The organism is Ruegeria sp. CDSB136 (assembly GCF_059610965.1).
In genome coordinates, this window is sequence record NZ_JBXWOP010000005.1 from 41,099 (window position 1) to 62,312 (window position 21,214).

Here is a 21,214-nt window from a genome sequence, read left to right on the forward strand (position 1 = left end):
TGGGACTGCACTTCCTTGAACGTCACGCGCGACCTGTCTACTAGTCTGTATTGTCAGCATTATGCCTGATTACAGTCGTGATTGTCACCCCTCGACAGCCGGTGCGCCGCCCTGAAATGCGTTGCCGTTGACGTAGTCACAAGGTGCCTCCTGCATCTGCAGGTGCAGGCCATCCCCGGTATAGGGGTGCGCGCGGGCCAGTTCTTCATTGACGTCGATCCCGAGGCCGGCAGCAGTGGGCGGGATCACGAATCCATTGTCCACCTGCAAACTGCCGTTGATCAACTGGTTGTGGAACGGGGTTTCAATGGTTTCCAGCAGCAACAAGTTGGGTATGGATGCGGCCAGATGGATATTCGCGGCCCATTCCACAGGCCCCGCGTATAGGTGAGGTGCCATCTGTGCGTTGAAGATCTCGGCCATGGCGGCGACTTTCTTCATCTCCCATATCCCACCTGCGCGTCCCAGCGCGGGTTGCAGGATTTCTGCCGCGCCAGCCCGCAGAACCGCCCCGAACTCGGCCTTTGTGGTCATCCGCTCGCCTGTTGCCACCGGAATGCGGACGTTGCGGGCAACGCGCGCCATGTCTTCGATCATGTCCGGCGGTGTGGGTTCTTCGAACCAGAGCGGCAAGTACGGCTCGAGCGCCTGACCCAGTCGAATGGCCCCCGCCGTGTTGAACTGGCCGTGGGTGCCGAACAGCAGGTCGGCCTTGTCCCCGACCGCCTCGCGTATGGCTTTGCAGAACGCCACCGACATCGAGATATCGGACATCGCCGGCATATGGCCTCCGCGCATCGTGTAAGGACCAGCCGGGTCGAACTTGACCGCGGTGAAGCCGCGCCGGACCATTTCGGCCGCGCTTTCCGCCGCTTGTTCGGGTGACGTCCAGAAATCGGTCAGATTGTGCCGGGGCAGGGGGTACAGATAGGTATAGGCGCGAATGCGTTCATTCATCAGCCCGCCTAGCAGGGCGTAAACCGGGCGGTCCCGGTCCTTGCCCAAGATGTCCCAGCACGCGATTTCAAGCCCGGAAAACGCGCCCATGACCGTCAGGTCCGGACGCTGGGTGAAGCCGCTTGAATAGGCGCGGCGGAACATCAGCTCGATGTTCTCCGGGTTCTCGCCCAGCATGTGCCGTTCGAACACGTCCCGGATAACATGTTTCATGGCCTCCGGGCCAACCGACGAGGCGTAGCATTCCCCCCAGCCGATGATCCCGGTATCGGTCGTGACCTTGACCAGTATCCAGTAACGTCCGCCCCAGCCTGGGGCCGGAGGGGCCGTGACGATAATATCGAGATCCTGCAGTTTCATCAGCTGCCCTCCTGCCGGGTCGCGTTAGTTCTGGTCGAAGATAATGACGTTGCGTTTGGCCGAGCCGGTCTTCGTGTCGGCAATCGCCTCGTTGATCTGGTCCAGCGTCCAGCGCCCCGAGATCAGTTCATCCAGTTTCAGCCGCCCCTGTTCGTACAGGTCGATCATCCAGGGGATATCGCGCTGAATGACCACATCGCCCATTTTCGATCCGACCAGGCCCTGTCCCAATGCGGCAAGGATGACGGGTTCGTAGGTAGACTGATCGCCGGAATGCGGCATACCGATCATGACGGCCTTGCCGCCGCGCCCAAGGTAACGCGGGGCCTGATCATAGGCCGGTATTGCGCCAACGGTAATCAGAACAGCATCCGCCCCGCGCCCGCCCAAAGCCTTGTATGCAGCCTTCCACGGCTCGTCCAGGCTGCCCAGCACGCCATGAGTCGCGCCAAACTCTTTGGCGATTTCCAGTTTCTCTTCGGTCATGTCCACAGCCACGATGCGCCGCGCCCCGGCAAGCCGTGCGCCCTGTATCGCGTTCAGGCCTACGCCTCCGGCGCCAATCACGACTACGTCCTGACCCGGGCGCAAACCGGCTGCGTTGACGGCTGCGCCAACGCCTGTGATCACGCCGCAGGACAACAGGCTGGCAACGTCCTTGGGCAGCGTTTCCGGGATTTTGACGATCTGCCTGTGGCTGACGACCACCTTTTCCGCAAAAGCGCCGCAGGCCATGGCCTGTTCAAGCGGACCGTTGTCGGCTGTACGCAGCGGTCCCTTGACCGTGTCGTAAGGGGTTTCACAAATCGTTGGTTTGCCGCCGGCGCAGGACGGGCAGGACCCGCAGGCCCGGATCAGCGTGACAACGACCGGGTCGCCGACCTGGAATCCGCCTGCGTCCTTGCCCACCGCCGATATGATGCCAGCCGCCTCGTGCCCGTAAACGGCAGGCAGAAACCCGCCCCAGGCGCCACTGGCGTATGTTATGTCGGAATGACAGATCGCGACGGCGTGCAGGGTCACTTCGACCTCGCCATTGCCCGGAGCCGAAATCCGGACATCTTCAATGACAAGCGGTTCCCCGAACGCATGGCATACAGCGGCTTTGATGGTTTGCATTGTTGTTAACTCTCCCTTTCGCACACGGTGGCGTTATGGCGCGCAGGCTGCAAGGCGGAATCCGTCATCGCGATGTCGTTGTTACACCACAAGCGGGCGCGCCCGGGAAAACAACACGAAACCTGCAATCATCAGGACTAGGGCAAGAAGAAACGGCGCCCCGGGCAAATAGATAGCTGTGTCCGGTCGCACGAAATGCGCGAAAACGCCGGTCATCAGCAAGGGAGAGATAATCATCGACAGAGCATGGAGTGAGGTCAGAACGCCCTGCAGTTCGCCCTGTTGGGAATCCGGTGTGGCCCGCGACATCATGGCCTGCAGGGCCGGGGTGATCACGGCGCCAAAGGCCGTGATCGGGATCAGGATCAGGGCGACAGTTCCGTTGGTCAGAAACGCCAACAGCAAGAAACTGATTATCTCGAATCCCATGCCGTAGATGATGGTTGCCCGCTCGCCCAGATATCGCGTGGCCGGGCGGATCAGACCGCCCTGCACGGCCGCCATGGCCATGCCGTAGACCCCAAGCGACACCCCGATCATCTGCGGTGACCAGCCAAAGCGCTCAGTCGTGAAATACGACCAGATTGCGGGGTAGACATAGATTGACACCGAATACAGGAAATAGACCCACAACAACGGTCGAATTCCCGGCAGTCCGGCGATGGCGCGCAACGAATTTGCGGTATTGGCACGTCGCCAGCTGAATGCGCGCCGGGTCTTGTCCGTGATCGTTTCCGGCATGACGAACAGACCGACGACGAAGGTCAGCGCAGACAACCCCGCCGCCGCCCAGAACGGCGCGCGGGTTCCGTATTCACTCAGCACACCGCCCAGTACCGGCCCAAGCACGAAGCCAACGCCAAAGGCGGCCCCGATCAGCCCGAAATTGGCGGCTTTCTCGTGTGGCTTTGACACGTCCGCCATGAAAGCCGCCGCGGTTGCGTGGGTGGCGGCGGTGATGCCGCCAATGATTCGCCCGGCAAGAAGCAGCCAGATACTGCCTGCAACCGCCATGACCACGTAGTCCAGCGCCATGACAAACAGCGACACCAGAAGAACCGTGCGCCGCCCGTAAGCATCAGAGAGATTTCCCAAAATGGGGCTGAATACAAACTGCATTGCAGCGAATGCGGTGCTGAGAATCCCGCCCCAGATCGCAGCACTGGCCAGTGTTCCTGCCTGAACTTCGAGGATCAGTTCGGGCATGATGGGCATCACCAGACCGATGCCCATGGCGTCGATCATCACAATGCTGAGAACAAACAGAAATGGCAGACGCATGATTACCGGTTTCAGAGGTTTCTGCGCGGACCCTAGCGACCGGCCGCAGGGAAGGGAACATCCCTGTACCGTGTCGTGACGTCCGGTCAGCCGGGTTCAGAGCCCATGCTCGATCTCGCTCAACAGTTTGGCCAGCTTTTCCGGCTGCGCGAAAAACGGTGAATGCGAACTGTCGATGGTGTGACGCAGGTTCGGCGGCGCGCAGTGGCTCATCGTTTCCTGGTATTCGGTCGGTATCGTATGATCGTCGGTTGTACGGATATATGCCTTTTTGACGCCGGCGTGTCTTGCGGACAGCGGCAAAGGGGTGTCCTGAGGCCGGATCGGCTGAGGGCACATTCGTGCCAGCGCATATTGGGTCGTGCCGGTCGGGCAGTCGTGATAAAACAGATCCTGCACCCGGTCTGGATGGACGGTGTAGGACAGGCCGTCGGCAGATTTGTCCACGGCGTCAACAATCAGTTGCCGGGGCGCGCGTTTTCGCATCTCGACCATCGACAAACCGTCGTGCGGCACATACGCGCAAAGATAGATCAGGCCCCGCATTGCGTTTGGCTGAGCCTCGGCGGCGGCGCTGATCGGATATCCGCCCCAGGAATGCCCGACGATGAGTGTTTCCGGTGTTGTGGCCGCCAGAACAGCGTCCCGACACCCGTCCAGCGTAACCTCGCAGATGCGGGTCGGGTCGGAACCGTGGCTGGGCAGATCAATGGCATGGGCGGAATGCCCCAAACGTTCAAGTGCAGGTATAAGATCGCGCCAGCACCATGCGCCATGACAGGACCCGTGGATCAGCAAAAAATCCGCCACAGTCGTCTCTCCTTCAGATGTGTCCGACATCGGACAGGAAGCGTCGCAACAAGGCGGCGTATTGCTTCGGGTGTTCGACACAGGGCAGATGTCCCGCCTTGCGCATCAGTTCAAACCGGGAGCCGGGGATCAGGTCGACTGTTTCTCTGACCAGATCGGGCGGGGTCGAGCCGTCCTCGCTGCCGGCGATGCCCAATGTGGGCAGGCGCAATCCGCTGGTCGGCGTATAGAAATCGGTGCCCGATATGGCGGCGCAGCACCCCAGATAACCTTCGACCGGTTGGCGAACCATCATGTTGCGCCACAGCAGATGATCCGCCGATGTGCGATAAGCCTTCGAAAACCACCGTTCCATCGTTGCATCGGCCAGCGCTTCGATCCCGCCAGCTCGCACCGCGGCCATGCGATCCTGCCAGATGGCCGGGGTCGCGATTTTGGCGGCGGTGTTTGATAGAACCAGCGCGCGGATTTGATCCATCCTTTTGACGGCCAGGCCTTGGGCGATCATGCCGCCGATGGACAGGCCGACGAACACGCAATTCCGGACACCAAGATGGTCCAGAAGGGCCTCGGTATCCCTTATCAAGGCGCCCATCGAATACGGGCCGGGAGGCTGCGAAGACAATCCGTGACCACGCTTGTCGAAACGGATGATCCGCAGGCCATCCGGCAGATGCGGCAGGACGCTGTCCCAAAGGCGCAGATCGGTCCCAAGGGAATTGGCAAACACGATCGGTGCCCCGTCCGGGTTGCCGTCCGTTTGGTAATGCAGTTGCACGTCACCAAGATCGGCGATTTGCATGATTTCGGTCCCTGTCGATTCACAGTTCGGGGTCAACTTGCACGGATTGCCGCCTGCTGTCAGGTCAGGAATTCCAACGCCTGGCCAAAAACTTGCGGATCGACATTTCCGCCGGATGCCACTACAATGACCGCGTCGCCCTGAATCTCGTCCTTTCGGAACAAGGCTGCCGCCAATGACACGGCCCCGCCCGGTTCCAGCGCGATCTTGAGGCGCAAAAAAGCCTGCGCCATTGCCCGCAGGGCTTCTTCCTCGGATACCGCCAGCCCGGGACCGCACAAACGCTGAAGGATCGGGAAGGTGATCCGGCCGGGTTGGGGGGTCAGGATTGCATCGCACAGATTGCCCGCTGCCGCCGTGTTCTTTTCGATGCGGCCGCTTTCCAACGATCGTTTGACATCATCAAAGCCTTCCGGCTCGCACGGGCGGACCCGCAGGTCCGGCGCGTGTTTTTCCAAAGCCAAGGCAATGCCCGATGACAGGCCGCCGCCCCCGCAACACACCAGAACGTCCGCATTGGCAACCCCGGCTTCGGCTGCCTGACGCGCAATCTCAAGCCCCGTGGTGCCCTGTCCGGCGATTACTTGCGGTTCGTCGTAGGGCCGGATCAGCGTCAATCCACGCTCCTGCGCCAGACTTTCTCCGATCTCCTCGCGGCTTTCGGTTGTGCGGTCGTAGAGAACAACCTCGGCCCCCAATGCGCGGGTGTTTTCGATCTTCAGCCGTGGCGCGTCTGAGGGCATGATGATGACCGATGATATCCCGTGCCGGGACGCGGCCAGCGCAACCCCCTGCGCATGGTTGCCCGAGGAATAGGCAATGACGCCGCGCTGCCGGTCACTTTCTTCCAGCGCCGAGATTGCCGACCACGCGCCGCGAAACTTGAAGCTGCCGGTATGTTGCAGGCATTCGGGTTTCACCAGCACCCGCCGACCTGCGATTTCGTCCAGAAAGGGCGAGGTCAGGATCGGTGTTTCCCGCACATGTCCCTGCAGTCGGGTGGCGGCGGCTTCGATCAGATCAATGGTGCTCATGCGGCGTCCAGTACTTTGCGAATGACGGTCAGCGAAGGGGGCTCGTCCAGAAAGGGAACATGCCCGCGATCCGGCACCTCAGCCACGATAAGTCCGGGGTGACGAGTTTGCATTTGAGTAAGTGTTTCCCTTCCCAGAATGTCCGAGTTTGCGCCACGGATGACACCAACCGGCAAATCGCGCAAGGCCCCGAACAAAGGCCACAAATCCGGCGCCACCCCGGCAGCGGCCTGTTCGATCAGCGCGGTCCGCAAGGCGGGGTCGTAGCGCAACGACAGATGCCCGCCCTGATCTTCGTACTGAAACTCGGCCTGCCGTCGCCAGATGCTCAGAGGGACACCGGGGAAATGAGGGTCCATAGCCTGTTTCAGTTGCCGTGCCGCCTGATCCAGTGTTCTGGAAACCGGCGGTTTGCCGACGTATTCCATGATCTTGGCAATGCCTGCAGGTCCAATAACCGGGCCGACATCGTTCAGGATAACGCCCGCCAGCCGGTGGCGATGGCTGATTGCCAGCGCCATCGCGATCAAACCGCCGCGGGACGTCCCCAGAATGACCACCCGGTCGAGGGCCAGATGATCCAGCAATTCGATTGCGTCCAGCGCCTCGCGCTGGATGTTGTAGTTCGCGTGGTCCGGGTCATGATCGGAACGACCGCGCCCGCGATAATCCATTGTGATCATGCGGTAATCGACCATGTGGGGCGCAAGGAAAGAAAAATCCCGACCATTGCGCGTCAATCCGGCCAGACACAGGACCTGAGCGCCTGTGCCGTTGTCCTCATAATAAATGCGCTTGTTGTCCGAGGTCGTGAAAAACGCCATCAAAGACCGGCCAGCTTTGGGATCGAAGTCAGGTCGGACAGAATATGAGCAGGAGCCCACGGCAATCGGTCCTGGGGTTCGCCTGCACGGTTGACCCAGGCGGTCACGAATCCGTATCCGCTGGCTCCGGCAGCGTCCCAGCCATTGGAGCTGACGAACAGGACCTGATCGCGTTCACAGCCAAAGCGTTGCTGCACAAGATCGTAGACAATCGCATGTGGTTTGAAGACACCAACGGTTTCGACCGACAGCACGTCGTCCAGCAGATCGCCGACGCCGGCCGACTGCACGGCACCTTCCAGCATCGGCGGAGATCCGTTGGATAGGATGGCGGTCTGTAAACCACCCGCTTTCAATGCCTTCAGCATCTCGGGCACTTCCGGATAGGACTGCAGTTGCCAGTACAAATCCAGTAGCCTCTGTCGCAGGGCGGCATTGCCATCTAGCCCCGTGGCTTCCAATGCCCAATCAAGCCCGTCCTGCGTCACGTCCCAAAAATCGGCATGCGCGTCTGTTATCGCCCGCAACCAGGTATATTGCAGCTGTTTCAGGCGCCAGAAATTGGCCAGCTCGGGCCATTTCTGCTGTAGCGCCTCGAACTCCGGTTCAACTGCGGCCTGCCTTGCGGCGGCGGTGACATCGAACAACGTACCATAGGCATCAAAAACACAGGTGGAAACTACCATCGGACCCTCACTGCCGTTCGGCGGCAGGTTGGCACAGGAGTTTCGTGGGTTAAAGGGGCAAGGGTTTACATTATCGTGTCATACCCTAGGTTGACCGGTTCATTCCTTACCGGTCGGAGTTCAATATGACTGAAATCAAACAAGGCGACACAGTGCGCATCCATTATACCGGCTCCTTGCTGGACGGATCCGTCTTTGACAGTTCCGAGGGGCGCGATCCGCTTGAGTTCGTCGTTGGCTCGGGCCAGATCATTCCCGGCCTCGACACGGCCATGCCGGGTCTGGTGGCAGGCGACAAAAAACGGGTCGAAATCGCCTGTGTGGAAGCCTATGGGCCGATCAACCCGGCGATGCGCCAGGCCATCCCGCGCGAAGGCATCCCGGATGATATTCCGCTGGAGCCTGGTACTCAGCTGCAGATGCAGACGCCTGACGGGCAAGCCTTGCCTGTTACCGTTGTCGATGCAGATGAGGCCACTGTTACTCTTGACGGGAACCATCCCCTGGCGGGACAGGACCTGATCTTTGAGATTGAGGTGGTTTCGGTAAACTGACCGGAAAAGGCGAAAAGACCGTCAGCCTGCAATCATGCCGATAAGGCGATCCACAGCTTCACGCACCGGTGGCTGAGTCAAAAAGACAAACAGCACCAGAAGGGATGTCAGCGTCAGTAACATGACACGACCCCGATTGGTCAGGAGTCCCGACTTGCGCCGGACCTGAGGTCCGCGCGCGTTGTTTGCGATGATCTGGTCTAGCTTGCTCATAAGCCAATCCCTGCCGTCGAAAGATGGTCAAATCTAGGCGTCGGCAGGGAAAGATATGGTCACATCGCCTCGGGCTGCGGCATTCCAAGGATATGGAAACCGCCATCGACACGGATGATTTCGCCTGATGTGCAGGACCCGGCGTCCGACGCCAGATATACCGCAGTGCCGCCCACTGCCTCAAGCGTCGCGTTCGATCGCATCGGCGCGTTCTGATCGCAGAACTTGTAAGTCTTGCGGGCGCCGCCAATTGCGGCCCCGGCCAGTGTTTTCATCGGCCCGGGAGAGATTGCGTTGACGCGAATACCATCGGGGCCGAGATCATTGGCCAGGTAGCGGGTCGCCGATTCCAGTGCCGCCTTGGCCACACCCATCACGTTGTAGTTGGGAACAACCTTGTTAGACCCCTGATAGGTCAGGGTCAGCAAGGTGCCGCCATTGTCCTTCATAAGCGGATATGCGCGGCGCGCGACCTCGATAAAGGAATAGGCCGAGACATCCAGCGAGTGTTTGAAGTTCGCGCGTGTCGTGTTCAGAAACCGGCCGGTTAGTTCGTTCTTGTCGGAATAGGCGATGGCGTGCACGACGAAATCGATGGTCGGCCATCGCTCACCCAGCTCGCCAAAAGCGCGGTCCAGCGAGGCGTCGTCGGTGACGTCCGCATCTACCATGAAATCGCTGCCGAGGCTTTGTGCCAGCGGCTCCAGACGCTTTCCGAACGCCTCACCCTGATAGGTGAACGCCAGTTCGGCACCGGCCTCATGCATCGCCTTGGCAATGCCCCACGCAATCGAGCGGTCATTTGCCACGCCCATGATCAGGCCGCGTTTGCCCTTGAGAAGATCCGACATCATAGTCACCCGTTATACCTGGACAGGATCATGGAGCCGTTGGTGCCGCCAAAGCCGAAGCTGTTGGTCATCACGCTGTCCAGGCCTGCGTTTTCAACCACCTGAGTTGCAATTTCACCGGGCAGGATGCCGTCGGAAAGTGTGTCGACATTGATCGACGGAGTAATAAAGTCATTTTGCAGCATCAAAAGGCAGAAAATCGCCTCAAGCGCGCCGGCCGCGCCTTGCGCATGGCCCGTCATCGATTTGGTCGACGAAATCGGCGGTACGCTGCCCTCACCGAAGATACGGCGAACGGCCTCAACCTCGCCCACATCGCCTACCGGGGTCGAGGTGCCGTGGGCGTTGATGTAATCGACCTTACGGCCTTCGGGCAGGGTGGACAGGGCCAGGCGCATCGCACGCTCGCCGCCTTCACCGGACGGTGCAACCATGTCATGTCCGTCGGATGTCGCGGCATAACCCGTGACCTCGGCATAGATCTTGGCGCCGCGTGCCAGTGCGTGTTCCAGGTCTTCCAGAACGACGATGCCGCCGCCGCCGGAAATCACGAAACCATCGCGGTTCTGATCGAATGCACGCGAGGCTTTTTCCGGGGTGTCGTTGTATTTGGAGGACATCGCGCCCATCGCGTCGAACAGGCAGGACAGGGTCCAATCCAGTTCCTCGCCGCCGCCTGCAAACATCACATCCTGCTTGCCCAGCATGATCTGTTCCGCCGCGTTGCCGATACAATGCAGCGACGTCGAGCAGGCCGACGTGATGGAATAGTTGATACCCTTGATCTTGAACGCTGTCGCAAGGTTCGCCGAAATTGTCGAGCACATGCATTTCGGCACTGCAAAGGGGCCGATCCGCTTTGTGGCACCGTTTTTCAGCACAGTCTGATGCGCTGTCAGCATGGCGCTGGTCGATGGTCCACCGGAGCCGGCAACAAGACCCGTGCGCGGGTTGACGACCTGGTCTTCGGTCAGGCCGGCGTCTTCGATCGCCTGGCTCATGGCGATGTGCGCGTATGCGGCACCAGGGCCCATGAAACGAAGGGTGCGCTTGTCCACATGCTCGGCCACGTCGATCTTGAGCGTTCCGGCGATCTGGCTGCGAAATCCGTGTTCGACCATCTGTTCGTTGGCTTCGATCCCGGATTTACCTGCCTTGAGCGAGGCGAGAACCTCTTCGGCATTGTTGCCGATCGAGGAAACGACCCCCAGACCGGTGACGACGACGCGACGCATATGCGTACTCCTGTATTCCGTTCCTTGTTACCAGTCCGTCAGCCGGGTTCAGCTTTCGGACAGCGCAACTTTCATGTCCTTGACCTGATAAATCACTTCGCCGTCGGCTTCGACCCGGCCATCCGCCACACCCATGGTCAGACGGCGGGTTTGTACGGCTTTGGTGAAATCCACATAATATGTCAGCATCTTGCGGTCGGGGCGCACCATTCCGGTCAGCTTGACCTCACCCACGCCCAATGCGTATCCGCGACCCTGCCAGCCGCGCCAGCCCAAATTGAAGCCGGTCAGCTGCCATAGCCCGTCCAGACCCAGACAGCCTGGCATGATCGGGTTGCCGGGGAAATGGCAGTCAAAGAACCACAGGTCAGGATTGATGTCGAATTCTGCCACCACATGGCCTTTGCCATGTGCGCCGCCATCGCCGGAAATGTCGGTGATCCGGTCCATCATCAGCATCGGTGGGGCAGGTAATTGCGCGTTCCCGGGGCCGAATAATTCGCCACGGGCGCATTTCAGCAGATCATCCTTGTCAAAACTGCTCGGGAATTGGGCCATTCTGCCGCCTCTCCTGCCAGGGGTCCGTTCGTTATATCTGGCCTCGTCTAGCACCCGTTTGCAAGGGCCTGCAAGAGTTGTGGTCCATATCATGTCGCGCTCAGCCCATTCTTTGCGAATGAATTTCATTTGAAATTGTGGGGGCGAAGCACTTATATGTAAGTCAGCCAGAATTGCGGGTATCGGAAATCATGACACCTCAAAGCCAGAACAGAGCCACGACTTGGCTTGTAGACGCCGGATTGCGCCCGACGCGCCAGCGTGTTGCTTTGGCTGAACTGCTTGTCGGCGACGGAAAACACCGTCACGTCACCGCCGAAAGCCTGTTTGATGCGGCGAAGAAAAATGGCGACGCCGTATCGCTGGCGACCGTGTACAACACGCTGCGCGCCTTTTGCGACGCCGGTGTTCTGCAGGAAATCACCGTGGACGGGTCAAAAAGCTATTTTGACACCAACACGCACGACCACCCGCACTTCTTCTGGGAAGACGAAGGCCGGCTGAGCGATGCGCCCTCGGATCAGTTGGTGATCCAGCGTCTTCCCGAAGCGCCTGAAGGGGTCGAGATCGCGTCGGTCGACGTTGTTATCCGCCTTCGCAAAACACAGTAACACCTCTCAACCGCCGAGTTCAGTCAGAGCCTGTTCCGCCTTTTGAACATTGCTGTCCGCCGGACCGATTCCGTGACGTGCCAGAACCACGGGTTCTGCCGCTTCCGGGTTGGATATCGGCTTGCTGGTCAGCGGTCGCCCGTCATAGCTGAAATGGCTGTGCGGGATGGCGTAGCTGATTGCGATTCCCTCGCCGTGGGCGGCAAGGCTGCGCTGGATTTCCAGCGAGGCCGCGCGGTGCGCGACGGTGGGCGACAACCCGTTTTGCCGGAACAGGCCCAGAACATGCTGCGCCGACAAACCCTCCTGAGACAGGATTAGGGGGTGCGATTCCAATTCCTTCAGTGAAATTGTGTCGTTGCCCGTCAGAATATGCTCGGGCGGCATCACCGCGTGGGGGATGTTGTCGAACAGGATGCGCCGCGAGAAACCGGCATCCATGCTCAGCCCATAGGTCAGAGCAATGTCAATGCGCCCATCTATCATTCCCGAAATCAGTCCCTCGAATCCGTCCACCTGATAAGTGATCGCGACGTCAGGCAGGGCATTCCGAAGAAGGTGCAAAGCCGGAGCCATCAGGAAAGGGGCCAGGTCCACGAAACACCCGATCCGCAGCGTCGCCGCGCCGGTGTTGGTCTGGTCCGACGATTCCAGCCGCGCGGCACGGTCCAGCAGCGCCTCAGCCTCGCCGATAAACCGGCGGCCCTGTGGCGTGACGGCCATCGCGGCGCCTCGCTTGCGGGCAAAAAGCGGATACCCCAATTGCGACTCGACCCGCGTCAGAGCGGTGGACAGCGCGGGTTGCGAGACATTGAGCTGCTGAGCCGCCGCAGACAGGCTGCCGTAGCGGCCGATTGCGCAGATATATTCATAATGTCGGAGCGTAACGTATAACATACCCTTAATTCTAAGTTCGAAAGATATTATTTGAACAGAATTAATTTTCATGTGCAGATCGGGCAGGGAACGCACGGAGACCGAGATGACACACCCCCTTGTTACACAGGAAATGATTGACACCTTTCAGGAAGACGGCGTGGTCCTGATCAAAGGCCTATTTGCCGATCACGTAGAGGCTCTGCGCGACGGGGTGGCCGCAAACATGGCCAAGCCTGGACCGTATGCGTCCGACAACCATAAACGGGGCGAGACCGGACTGTTTTTTGACGATTACTGCAACTGGTCGCGAATCGGACAGTTTGAAGACGTGATCCGCAACTCGCCGGCTGCCGAGGTGGCTGCAGACTTGATGCAGTCGCGCAGTGTTCAGATGTTTCATGATCACGTGCTGGTCAAGGAACCAGGCACCTCGATGGCGACCCCATGGCACCAGGATGGTCCCTATTACTTTGTTGATGGCCAGCAAACGATCAGCTTCTGGTCGCCACTTGATCCGGTCAAGCAGGCAACCTTGCGCTGCGTTGCCGGGTCGCACCGGTGGGAAAAAGAAGTCCTGCCGACACGATGGGTTTCCGAGGAAGGGTTCTTTGCGGATGAAGGCCAGTACATCCCCGTGCCCGATCCGGATGCCGAAGGCATGCGGATCGTCGAGTTCGAGATGGAGCCGGGAGATGCGGTCGCCTTCAATTACCGCACACTGCATGGAGCGCGGGGCAATCAGTCGGACAGCCGCCGCCGGGCGTTTTCGTTGCGGCTGGTCGGTGACGACGCACGCTATGTCGAGCGCCCGGGCCGGACTTCGCCCCCGTTTCCGGGGCATGACATGCAGCCGGGGCAACGTCTGCGCGAAGACTGGTTTCCGGTCTTGTTGCAGCGGTAGGGGACTCTGCCCCCATCGCCACAATGCCGCGCTTCCACTGCGGCATTTTCAAACAGACGAAAAGCTTGTCAGAACCATTGTCCCGATTCCATCAGGCCCAGATCGAGCAATTGCTGCGAGGTCCATTCAAACGGCACTGAATTCTGCCAGCGGAAGGTCGGGATATCGAATGTGGAACCGGCATTGCTTTTAAGGGCCTTGGCGGCGCGGAAGGAACAAATCGCGGCCGTCAGGTTATGATGCCAGGGGCACGAATACGTGTTGTATTCCGCCTCGTTAAAGCTGTGGTCCGGCAGAAGCGTCAGGGTCTTTTTCGCCATGAACAAGGAAATCCTGTCAATGCGGCGGCGTTCGTAGGGGATGTGATCCTCGAACCGCCACCGCAGGCCACCTGACATGTCCAGTTGGCGTTCAAGCGGATGTCCGTCAGCATCGTGGCGGGCGTGCGCGTAGTATCCGGTTCGGTCCAGCATGGCGTGATCGGGGGCGACACCGTTGGGATATACGGTCAGGTCCTCGGCATAAAGGTCGATCACGTGGCACAGCATCGCATTGCGGCGCTCTTCGGTGTGGAACGTCAGCATTTCGCCGATGCTTCGGGTCTCGCAAAACGGAAAGAACAGGTACTCGGCGTTGTAGCAGTAGTACAGCCACAACCCCGGCGCGGCCTGGATGATCCGATTGAGGGCGTCAAAGACAACGGTTCTTGGCGCGCAGGTCTGATCTACCCGGTGAATGCGTTCGGACAGTTCCGGGTCCAGTTGAAACTCCGGCGGCATCAAAGCGATCAGGGATTTGAAGCCAAGGTTCAGATGGTGGCGGATGGTTCCGTCAAGTTCGACGTCGTCCTCGGCGATGATCAGGGCAATGGGTCCCTTGGCGAGGGCGGCGCTGCCGGACTGCATAAAAGTGTCGAGGGTCTTGTAGTGCATCGCCTGTCTTGATCCGCCGTGCTGGAATTGCCGGCCAAAATCGGTTAATCGCGTCGGCATTGCAAGCGGCGTTCTATGGGTATAGACGACGCCGATCCCGCGAATGCAAAGGCCGTTTTCATGTCAGAACCCAAGAAGCTGTACATCAAGACCTATGGTTGCCAGATGAACGTCTACGACAGCGAGCGTATGGCCGAAACTCTGGGCGGGAAGGGCTATGTCGAAACCAAAAGTCCGGATGACGCGGATATGATCCTGCTGAACACCTGCCATATCCGGGAAAAAGCCGCCGAAAAGGTCTATTCCGAATTGGGCCGGTTCAAGGGGTTGAAGGCCGAAAAACCCGATCTCAAGATTGGCGTTGCGGGCTGTGTGGCCCAGGCCGAGGGTGAAGAGATCATGCGCCGCCAGCCTCTGGTCGATCTGGTTGTGGGGCCGCAAAGCTATCACCGCCTGCCCGAGATGGAGGCGAAGACCCGCGCGGGCGAAAAGGCGTTGGATACGGATTTTCCGGAAGAGGACAAGTTCGAGAAGCTCAAGAACCGTCCAAAGGCCAGCCGTGGGCCAACTGCATTTCTGACCGTTCAGGAAGGTTGTGACAAGTTCTGTGCCTTCTGCGTTGTTCCCTACACGCGGGGGGCCGAAGTCAGCCGGCCTGCGGACCGTATCATCCGCGAGGCGCAGGATCTGGTTGACCGCGGCGTGCGCGAAATCACCCTGCTGGGACAGAACGTCAATGCCTATCACGGTGCGGGCCCGAACGGGGATGTGTCGCTTGCCGACCTGATCTGGGAGTTGAACAAGGTCGACGGGCTGGAGCGTATTCGCTTTACCACATCGCACCCCAATGACATGGCGGATGACCTGATCGAGGCGCATGGAACCTGCGAAAAACTGATGCCGTATCTGCACCTGCCAGTGCAGTCGGGATCGGACAGGATCCTCAAGCGCATGAACCGCAGCCATACCGCCGAAAGCTATCTGCGCCTGATCGAACGTATCCGCGCTGCGCGGCCGGATATCGTCATGTCCGGCGATTTCATCGTGGGCTTTCCGGAGGAAACCGAACAGGATTTCCAGGAGACCATAGAACTGGTCGAGCAGGTCCGGTATGGATATGCCTATTCTTTCAAGTATTCGACGCGCCCCGGCACACCGGCCGCCGAGCGGCAACAGGTCGACCCGCAAGCGGCGGATGATCGTCTGCAGCGTCTGCAGGCGCTGATCACCCGCCATCAGCGCGAGATCCAGGATGACATGGTCGGCAGAAAAGTACGGGTTTTGTTTGAAAAACCAGGGCGTTTGCCGGGCCAGATGGTCGGAAAATCCGAGTATCTGCATTCGGTTCACGTTACGGGCACCGATATTATGGCGGGCGATCTGAGGGACGTGCTGATCACCGAATCCGGTGCAAACTCGCTTGCGGGCGAAGTGATCTGAGGTTGTTGTTATCCATGGCGCAGACACCATAACTGGTGTTTGTTTCCAAAATTTACCCTTGATTTATCGTTGCGAACTATGGTCGAGGAAACCCAGTCTTTCCTTGGGGCGGTTCCCACGCGCCTTTTTGGAGCGGATATGCGTTGGTCCGATGGTCCGTTCGGCGCAAAGGAGGGTACGAGTGAAAAAGCGAGCACATTCGGTTTCACCCAGGTTTTGGGCAGCATTGCCTTTGGCCCTTTTGATGGTGTTTCAAGCCGGTTCCAGCCCCGCCAGCGATCGCAACGGCGATGTTGCTGATGCTGAAGTGATCAGCGCAAAACGGTACGGCGATGATGTCAGCGCGTTCTACCTCGGGCTCAGTGCCGGATACGGGGGCGAGGGGGATGACAGGTTTGGCCTCAGAACTCCTGCCGGCACCACGACTGTCGGCGATCTCACCCTGAGCGGTTCTTATGGCGGAATTCGAGGCGGGTGGCGCGGCAGCCTGCCTATCAGCGGCCGGCGCAACTATGTCTACGGGTTAGAGCTCGGGTACGATTTCGGATCATTGGAAGACAGTGTTTCCACTCAAGTTGGGTCCGTTGCCGTCACGGGCAGCTCCGAAATTTCCGATATCCTGTCAGTCCGGTTTCGTAATGGCGTGACAAACCGGGGCGGAAATATTCTGTATTTCGTGTCACTCGGGTACGTGCAGGGCGATGTGACCACCTCCAACAGCTTTGGCCCCGTATCCCGCATTCAGTCCTTTGAGGAAAGCGACCAGCGCGGCGGGTTCTCGGTCAGTGTCGGGGCAGAGCACTTCCTGTCCGATAACTGGTCGATTACCGGTGAATATGAATTTGTTCAGTTCCAGTCGAAAGACGTGACGTTCGACTCGGGCTTTTCCACAAAATCCACGCCCAAGTACCAAGGGCTTCGGTTCGGTCTGAATTACCGGTTCTGAGGGCGCATTCCGGCAAACGCGGCACGACGCGCGCCGGGACGGTCGGCGGCGCTTTTGCAATGTGTGGGGGAAAATTTGAAACTCTGTCTTGCGCCCGACAAGAATTGTTGTCTACGCTGATTTTGAAACGCCAAGACAGGAGAACGGATTGGCCATCGGTGCCCTGAACCCACCGCAAAATGACATGCCCCGTAACGAGGCGCTTGTTGAATTTCCCGACAACCGACTGTTGATTGATCTTTGCGGCGAATATGACCGCAATCTGGCCGATATCGAACAGAAGCTTTCTGTTCAGATCGTGCGCCGGGGAAATCAATTGGTCGTAATGGGCGATGAAGATGCGCAAAAGCAGGCCCTGGAGGTGCTACAGGCCCTGTACACCCGGTTGGAAGGCGGGCGCGAGGTCATGCCGGCCGATGTCGACCGGGAATTGCGCATGGGCAATTCCGAGGCCGAGACCGGAACGCGCGACGGCGATCAGCTTGAAATGTTCAAAGGCGGCACTGTCGAGATCAAGACGCGCAAAAAGCTGGTCGAACCGCGCACTGATGCCCAAAAAGCCTATGTCCGCTCGTTGTTCAACAACGAATTGGCCTTTGGAATCGGGCCAGCGGGAACCGGCAAGACATACCTTGCTGTTGCCGCCGGGGTGTCGATGTTCATCGGCGGGCAGGTCGACCGGATCATCCTCAGCCGACCCGCAGTCGAGGCCGGTGAAAAGCTGGGCTATCTGCCGGGCGACATGAAGGACAAGGTCGATCCTTACATGCAGCCTCTGTACGACGCGCTGAATGATTTCCTGCCCGGCAAGCAACTGGCCAAGCTGATCGAGGAAAAGCGAATCGAAATCGCACCGCTGGCGTTCATGCGGGGGCGTACCTTGGCCAATGCCTTTGTAGTGCTGGACGAGGCGCAAAACGCGACCACCATGCAGATGAAGATGTTTTTGACCCGACTGGGCGAAGGCAGCCGCATGGTTATCACCGGGGACCGGTCTCAGGTGGACCTGCCGCGCGGTGTTCAGTCGGGTTTGCGAGATGCGGAACGGCTGCTCAAGTCGATTCCCAACATCAGTTTCAACTATTTCACTTCCAAGGACGTTGTCCGCCACCCGCTTGTCGCCGCCATCATCGAAGCGTATGAGGCCGACGCGGGCCGGGACACAGAGTGACCTAGGCGCCCGCTGCACAGGCATTGGGTGAAAGGCATGAACCTGGAAATAACGGTCGAAGACGCACGCTGGTCAGGGCTGGAGCATTTGGCCCAAAGGGCGATCATTGGCGCTCTGACCCATTGCGGGCTTGAGTCCGATGAGTGTGAAATCAGCCTGCTGGGATGTGATGACGCCCGAATTGCCGATCTGAATTCGGAATTTCGGGGAAAGCCGGTGCCGACAAACGTGCTGAGCTGGCCCGCCGAGGATCTTTCACCGGCGGACCCAGGCGGAATCCCCGCGCAACCAAGTCCGGACTTCACGGGTGAGATCGTGCTGGGGGATATCGCCATAGCCTTCGAGACCTGCGAGCGTGAGGCCGCAGAGGCGGGCAAATCCATGGGCGATCACGTGACACATCTGATCGTTCACGGTGTGTTGCATTTGCTGGGGTATGATCACATTCGTGACCCTGACGCCACTTTGATGGAGGCGGTCGAGGTCGAGATACTTGGCAAAATGGGTATTGATGACCCATATAATGTATGAATGGGGCCTCGGGCCCGCACAGTTGGAACAGGATAATGGGCGATACAGACGGCAGTTCTATGGCGGCGCAAAGCGCGCAACCAGAGGATGGCAACATTGAAAGTAAAGATAAATCCGGACTTTTTTCCCGGATCGTGGATGCATTTACATCGCAGAGTGACGACACCGCTAGCGTGGCCAACGGACATGACACCGACATGATTCAGCCCCGCGGCATGATCAACCTTCGCCGTATGCGGGTCGAGGATGTTGCAATCCCGTCGGCGGATATCGTCGCGGTCCCGTCAACGATCAGCAAGGATGAACTGGCGCAGCTGTTTCGTGACAGCGGCTTGTCACGGATACCGGTTTACGACGGGACCCTGGATACGCCCTTGGGGTTTGTGCACCTCAAGGATTTTGCTCTGACCCACGGGTTCAACGGCGGGTCGGCTGAATTTGACCTTGTGTCGATGCTGCGCACGCTTCTTTTTGTGCCGCCATCGATGCCGATCGGGGTTCTGCTGACAAAGATGCAGACGGAGCGCCGCCATATGGCGCTGGTGATCGACGAATACGGTGGGGTTGATGGCCTGCTGACCATCGAAGACTTGATCGAACAGGTTGTGGGTGAGATCGCCGACGAACATGATGCCGATGAAAGTCAGTTGTGGGTTCAGGAGAAGCCCGGCTGCTATGTCGTTCAGGCGAAGGTCCCGCTTGAGGATTTCGAGGCCGAAATCGGACGTTCGCTGACCAGCCACGAAGATGTCGATGAAGAAGAGATCGATACGCTGGGCGGTCTGGTCTTCATGTTGTCCGGGCGCGTCCCGACGAGGGGAGAGGTCGTACTGCACCCCGAAGGCCCCGAGTTCGAAGTCATCGACGCCGATCCCCGGCGCATCAAGCGTTTGCGTGTCATGTTGCCGGATCAGGTTGCATGAACCCTGCCAAAGGCTGGCCCTTCCTGTTGAGGGTGGCGCTGGCCGGGTTGCTTGGGGCGCTGGCCGCGTTTGGCCTGGCGCCGTTCGGATATTGGCTGGCAACTCTGGTTGCCCTGATATTGATCGCGCCTTTGTTTCTGACAACAGAAACAAAGGCGCGCGCCTGTTGGATGGGATGGGCCTTTGGCACCGGCTATTTCGCGCACGCGCTGTCCTGGATTGTCGAGCCGTTTCAGGTTGACGCCGCGCGCCACGCCTGGATGGCGCCCTTTGCGCTGGTATTCCTGGCCGGCGGGCTGGCGTTGTTCTGGGCTTTGGCGTTTCGTGTCTCGCGGCACCCCGGCGCTCCGGCGATTTTGCAGGCGTGTTTGCTGGCGACCGCAATTTCATTGGTGGAACTGGCACGCGGATATGTGCTCACAGGTTTTCCCTGGGCAGGGCTGGCGCAGATATGGGTCGGTACACCTGTGGCGCAACTGCTGTCGCTGATCGGGCCTTACGGCTTGGGCGCGATGACTCTTTTTGCCACCCTGCCTTTGGGCGCGGGCCTGACCAAGCGCGAAGACACTCGGTACCAGGCAGTGCCAATCGCGATGACGGCTGGGCTTGCGATTCTGGCCGGGGTATATGCGCTCAGCAGGCCCAATGTGACTGACACCGATCACGTCGTGCGTTTGGTGCAGCCCAATGCACCGCAACACCAGAAATGGGATCCGGATTTCACGCCGCTGTTTTTTGCGCGGCAGGTAGAATTTACTGCCGCTGAACCGCGCCCCGATCTGATTGTCTGGCCCGAAACATCCGTACCGGCGTGGCTGAGCGGGGCGCAACCTTATCTGAACGCCGTCGCAGATGCCGCCCAGGGTGTCCCGGTTGTTCTGGGTATCCAGCGCAGTGATGGCGCCCGTATCTACAATTCCATGATCTTGCTGGATCAGGATGGCCAGCAGCAGGGGCTGTATGACAAGCATCACCTTGCGCCATTCGGGGAATATGTGCCTTTCGGGAATCTGATGGCTCGTTTCGGAATTCACGGCATGGCCACGACTACGGGCAACGGTTTCAGTTCCGGACCCGGGCCAGCCCTGTTGGATACGGGCATGCTCGGCCGGGCGTTGCCGCTTATCTGTTACGAGGCGGTGTTTACTCAGGACGTCCTGTCGGCCCCGGGGCGCGCGGATTACCTGCTGCAAATCACCAACGACGCGTGGTTCGGAACACGATCCGGCCCTTACCAGCATCTGGCGCAGGCCCAGATGCGCGCGATTGAGACGGGCCTGCCGATGATGCGATCGGCCAACACCGGAGTATCGGCCATGATTGATCCGCTGGGGCGCATCACAAGTGCATTGCCCCTGGGGAAGGCAGGCTACGTGGATGCACGGCTACCGGCCCCCCTGACGGAAACTTTTTATTCGCGCATTGGGGATAGTCCGGTGCTTTTGGCTTTATTGGCCATGTTTTCGGTGTCCTGGCTGCTTGCCAGGCGGGCCGGATCATAAATGCGGATTGACCCTTCTGGCCGGGCGATTTATGCATCCTGATGCCTGTCACAACGGCTTCCTGGCGTGATGGGGAAATCTTAATGGAGCACTT

Annotated in this window: 23 protein-coding genes and 1 riboswitch; of the genes, 9 read left to right on the forward strand and 14 right to left on the reverse strand. The window is 59.4% G+C overall.

Features of this window, described 5'->3' with window-relative positions; translation table 11 throughout:
• Positions 1–84: 84 nt before the first annotated feature.
• The 8 genes from AC2FIR_RS07000 to AC2FIR_RS07035 form a co-directional block, all read right to left on the reverse strand.
• Positions 85–1,317 (reverse strand): mandelate racemase/muconate lactonizing enzyme family protein, encoded by a 1,233-nt coding sequence (locus tag AC2FIR_RS07000; protein ID WP_496715480.1) that lies wholly within the window; start codon positions 1,315–1,317, stop codon positions 85–87.
• A gap of 24 nt (positions 1,318–1,341) precedes the next feature.
• Positions 1,342–2,436, reverse strand: a complete 1,095-nt coding sequence (locus AC2FIR_RS07005) for a Zn-dependent alcohol dehydrogenase (protein ID WP_480524953.1) — start codon at positions 2,434–2,436, stop codon at positions 1,342–1,344.
• 81 nt (positions 2,437–2,517) lie between these two features.
• A complete protein-coding gene (locus AC2FIR_RS07010; RefSeq protein ID WP_496715478.1) occupies positions 2,518–3,717 on the reverse strand; it encodes a TCR/Tet family MFS transporter in 1,200 nt (399 codons plus the stop codon).
• Positions 3,718–3,813: 96 nt separating this feature from the next.
• Positions 3,814–4,527, reverse strand: coding sequence for an alpha/beta fold hydrolase (locus tag AC2FIR_RS07015; RefSeq protein WP_480911597.1), 714 nt, complete (start codon positions 4,525–4,527; stop codon positions 3,814–3,816).
• 13 nt (positions 4,528–4,540) lie between these two features.
• Positions 4,541–5,329 (reverse strand): 3-oxoadipate enol-lactonase, encoded by a 789-nt coding sequence (gene pcaD, locus AC2FIR_RS07020; RefSeq protein WP_480911595.1) that lies wholly within the window; start codon positions 5,327–5,329, stop codon positions 4,541–4,543.
• Between the two features lie 59 nt (positions 5,330–5,388).
• The gene (locus tag AC2FIR_RS07025) at positions 5,389–6,363 is read right to left on the reverse strand and encodes a threonine ammonia-lyase (RefSeq protein WP_496715476.1); all 975 of its coding nucleotides are present in this window, start codon (positions 6,361–6,363) and stop codon (positions 5,389–5,391) included.
• A complete protein-coding gene (locus AC2FIR_RS07030) occupies positions 6,360–7,187 on the reverse strand; it encodes an alpha/beta fold hydrolase (RefSeq protein ID WP_496715474.1) in 828 nt (275 codons plus the stop codon). The genes AC2FIR_RS07025 and AC2FIR_RS07030 overlap by 4 nt, the downstream gene beginning before the upstream one ends.
• A complete protein-coding gene (locus AC2FIR_RS07035) occupies positions 7,187–7,873 on the reverse strand; it encodes a haloacid dehalogenase type II (RefSeq protein WP_496715472.1) in 687 nt (228 codons plus the stop codon). Before AC2FIR_RS07035 ends, AC2FIR_RS07030 begins: the two co-directional genes overlap by 1 nt.
• Positions 7,874–7,998: 125 nt before the next feature.
• Between AC2FIR_RS07035 and AC2FIR_RS07040 the strand changes: the two genes are divergently transcribed.
• The gene (locus tag AC2FIR_RS07040; RefSeq protein ID WP_170613471.1) at positions 7,999–8,427 is read left to right on the forward strand and encodes an FKBP-type peptidyl-prolyl cis-trans isomerase; all 429 of its coding nucleotides are present in this window, start codon (positions 7,999–8,001) and stop codon (positions 8,425–8,427) included.
• A 21-nt stretch (positions 8,428–8,448) separates the two neighbouring features.
• Here the strand turns inward: AC2FIR_RS07040 and AC2FIR_RS07045 are convergent, their stop codons facing one another.
• From AC2FIR_RS07045 to fabA, 4 genes are read right to left on the reverse strand one after another with little or no spacing between them, the layout of a single operon-like run.
• A complete protein-coding gene (locus tag AC2FIR_RS07045) occupies positions 8,449–8,640 on the reverse strand; it encodes a hypothetical protein (RefSeq protein ID WP_170613469.1) in 192 nt (63 codons plus the stop codon).
• 59 nt (positions 8,641–8,699) lie between these two features.
• Positions 8,700–9,491, reverse strand: a complete 792-nt coding sequence (locus AC2FIR_RS07050) for an enoyl-ACP reductase FabI (RefSeq protein ID WP_170613467.1) — start codon at positions 9,489–9,491, stop codon at positions 8,700–8,702.
• A 5-nt stretch (positions 9,492–9,496) separates the two neighbouring features.
• Positions 9,497–10,726 carry a beta-ketoacyl-ACP synthase I gene (gene fabB, locus AC2FIR_RS07055; RefSeq protein ID WP_170613465.1) on the reverse strand — a complete coding sequence of 410 codons (1,230 nt, stop codon included), beginning with the start codon at positions 10,724–10,726 and terminating at the stop codon, positions 9,497–9,499.
• Between the two features lie 48 nt (positions 10,727–10,774).
• Positions 10,775–11,284 carry a bifunctional 3-hydroxydecanoyl-ACP dehydratase/trans-2-decenoyl-ACP isomerase gene (gene fabA, locus AC2FIR_RS07060; RefSeq protein WP_170613463.1) on the reverse strand — a complete coding sequence of 170 codons (510 nt, stop codon included), beginning with the start codon at positions 11,282–11,284 and terminating at the stop codon, positions 10,775–10,777.
• 191 nt (positions 11,285–11,475) lie between these two features.
• Here fabA and irrA point away from each other — a divergent pair, with 191 nt between their 5' ends.
• Complete coding sequence (irrA, locus tag AC2FIR_RS07065) at positions 11,476–11,895, forward strand: iron response transcriptional regulator IrrA (RefSeq protein WP_170619440.1); 420 nt, start codon at positions 11,476–11,478, stop codon at positions 11,893–11,895.
• 6 nt (positions 11,896–11,901) lie between these two features.
• Here irrA and AC2FIR_RS07070 read toward each other — a convergent pair whose 3' ends face one another.
• Positions 11,902–12,792 carry a LysR family transcriptional regulator gene (locus AC2FIR_RS07070; RefSeq protein ID WP_170613459.1) on the reverse strand — a complete coding sequence of 297 codons (891 nt, stop codon included), beginning with the start codon at positions 12,790–12,792 and terminating at the stop codon, positions 11,902–11,904.
• 85 nt (positions 12,793–12,877) lie between these two features.
• Between AC2FIR_RS07070 and AC2FIR_RS07075 the strand changes: the two genes are divergently transcribed.
• Positions 12,878–13,675, forward strand: coding sequence for a phytanoyl-CoA dioxygenase family protein (locus tag AC2FIR_RS07075; protein ID WP_170613457.1), 798 nt, complete (start codon positions 12,878–12,880; stop codon positions 13,673–13,675).
• A gap of 68 nt (positions 13,676–13,743) precedes the next feature.
• On the opposite strand, the gene AC2FIR_RS07080 is transcribed toward AC2FIR_RS07075, so the two are convergent.
• Complete coding sequence (locus tag AC2FIR_RS07080; protein ID WP_496715469.1) at positions 13,744–14,667, reverse strand: glycosyltransferase family protein; 924 nt, start codon at positions 14,665–14,667, stop codon at positions 13,744–13,746.
• Between the two features lie 60 nt (positions 14,668–14,727).
• Between AC2FIR_RS07080 and miaB the strand changes: the two genes are divergently transcribed.
• The 6 genes from miaB to lnt all read left to right on the forward strand — a co-directional run bounded on the left by miaB (position 14,728) and on the right by lnt (position 21,120).
• On the forward strand, positions 14,728–16,047 hold the full coding sequence (miaB, locus tag AC2FIR_RS07085) for a tRNA (N6-isopentenyl adenosine(37)-C2)-methylthiotransferase MiaB (RefSeq protein WP_321254901.1): 1,320 nt from the start codon (positions 14,728–14,730) through the stop codon (positions 16,045–16,047).
• A 181-nt stretch (positions 16,048–16,228) separates the two neighbouring features.
• The gene (locus AC2FIR_RS07090) at positions 16,229–16,993 is read left to right on the forward strand and encodes an outer membrane protein (RefSeq protein ID WP_480524926.1); all 765 of its coding nucleotides are present in this window, start codon (positions 16,229–16,231) and stop codon (positions 16,991–16,993) included.
• Between the two features lie 148 nt (positions 16,994–17,141).
• A complete protein-coding gene (locus tag AC2FIR_RS07095) occupies positions 17,142–18,164 on the forward strand; it encodes a PhoH family protein (protein WP_170678305.1) in 1,023 nt (340 codons plus the stop codon).
• Between the two features lie 36 nt (positions 18,165–18,200).
• A complete protein-coding gene (gene ybeY / locus AC2FIR_RS07100) occupies positions 18,201–18,695 on the forward strand; it encodes an rRNA maturation RNase YbeY (RefSeq protein WP_170613451.1) in 495 nt (164 codons plus the stop codon).
• A gap of 35 nt (positions 18,696–18,730) precedes the next feature.
• Positions 18,731–19,618 (forward strand): hemolysin family protein, encoded by an 888-nt coding sequence (locus AC2FIR_RS07105; protein ID WP_170613450.1) that lies wholly within the window; start codon positions 18,731–18,733, stop codon positions 19,616–19,618.
• Positions 19,615–21,120: an apolipoprotein N-acyltransferase gene (gene lnt / locus AC2FIR_RS07110; protein WP_170613447.1), complete on the forward strand. Its 1,506-nt coding sequence runs from the start codon at positions 19,615–19,617 to the stop codon at positions 21,118–21,120. The genes AC2FIR_RS07105 and lnt overlap by 4 nt, the downstream gene beginning before the upstream one ends.
• A 42-nt stretch (positions 21,121–21,162) precedes the next feature.
• Positions 21,163–21,211: riboswitch (SAM-SAH riboswitch) on the forward strand.
• Positions 21,212–21,214: the final 3 nt, after the last annotated feature.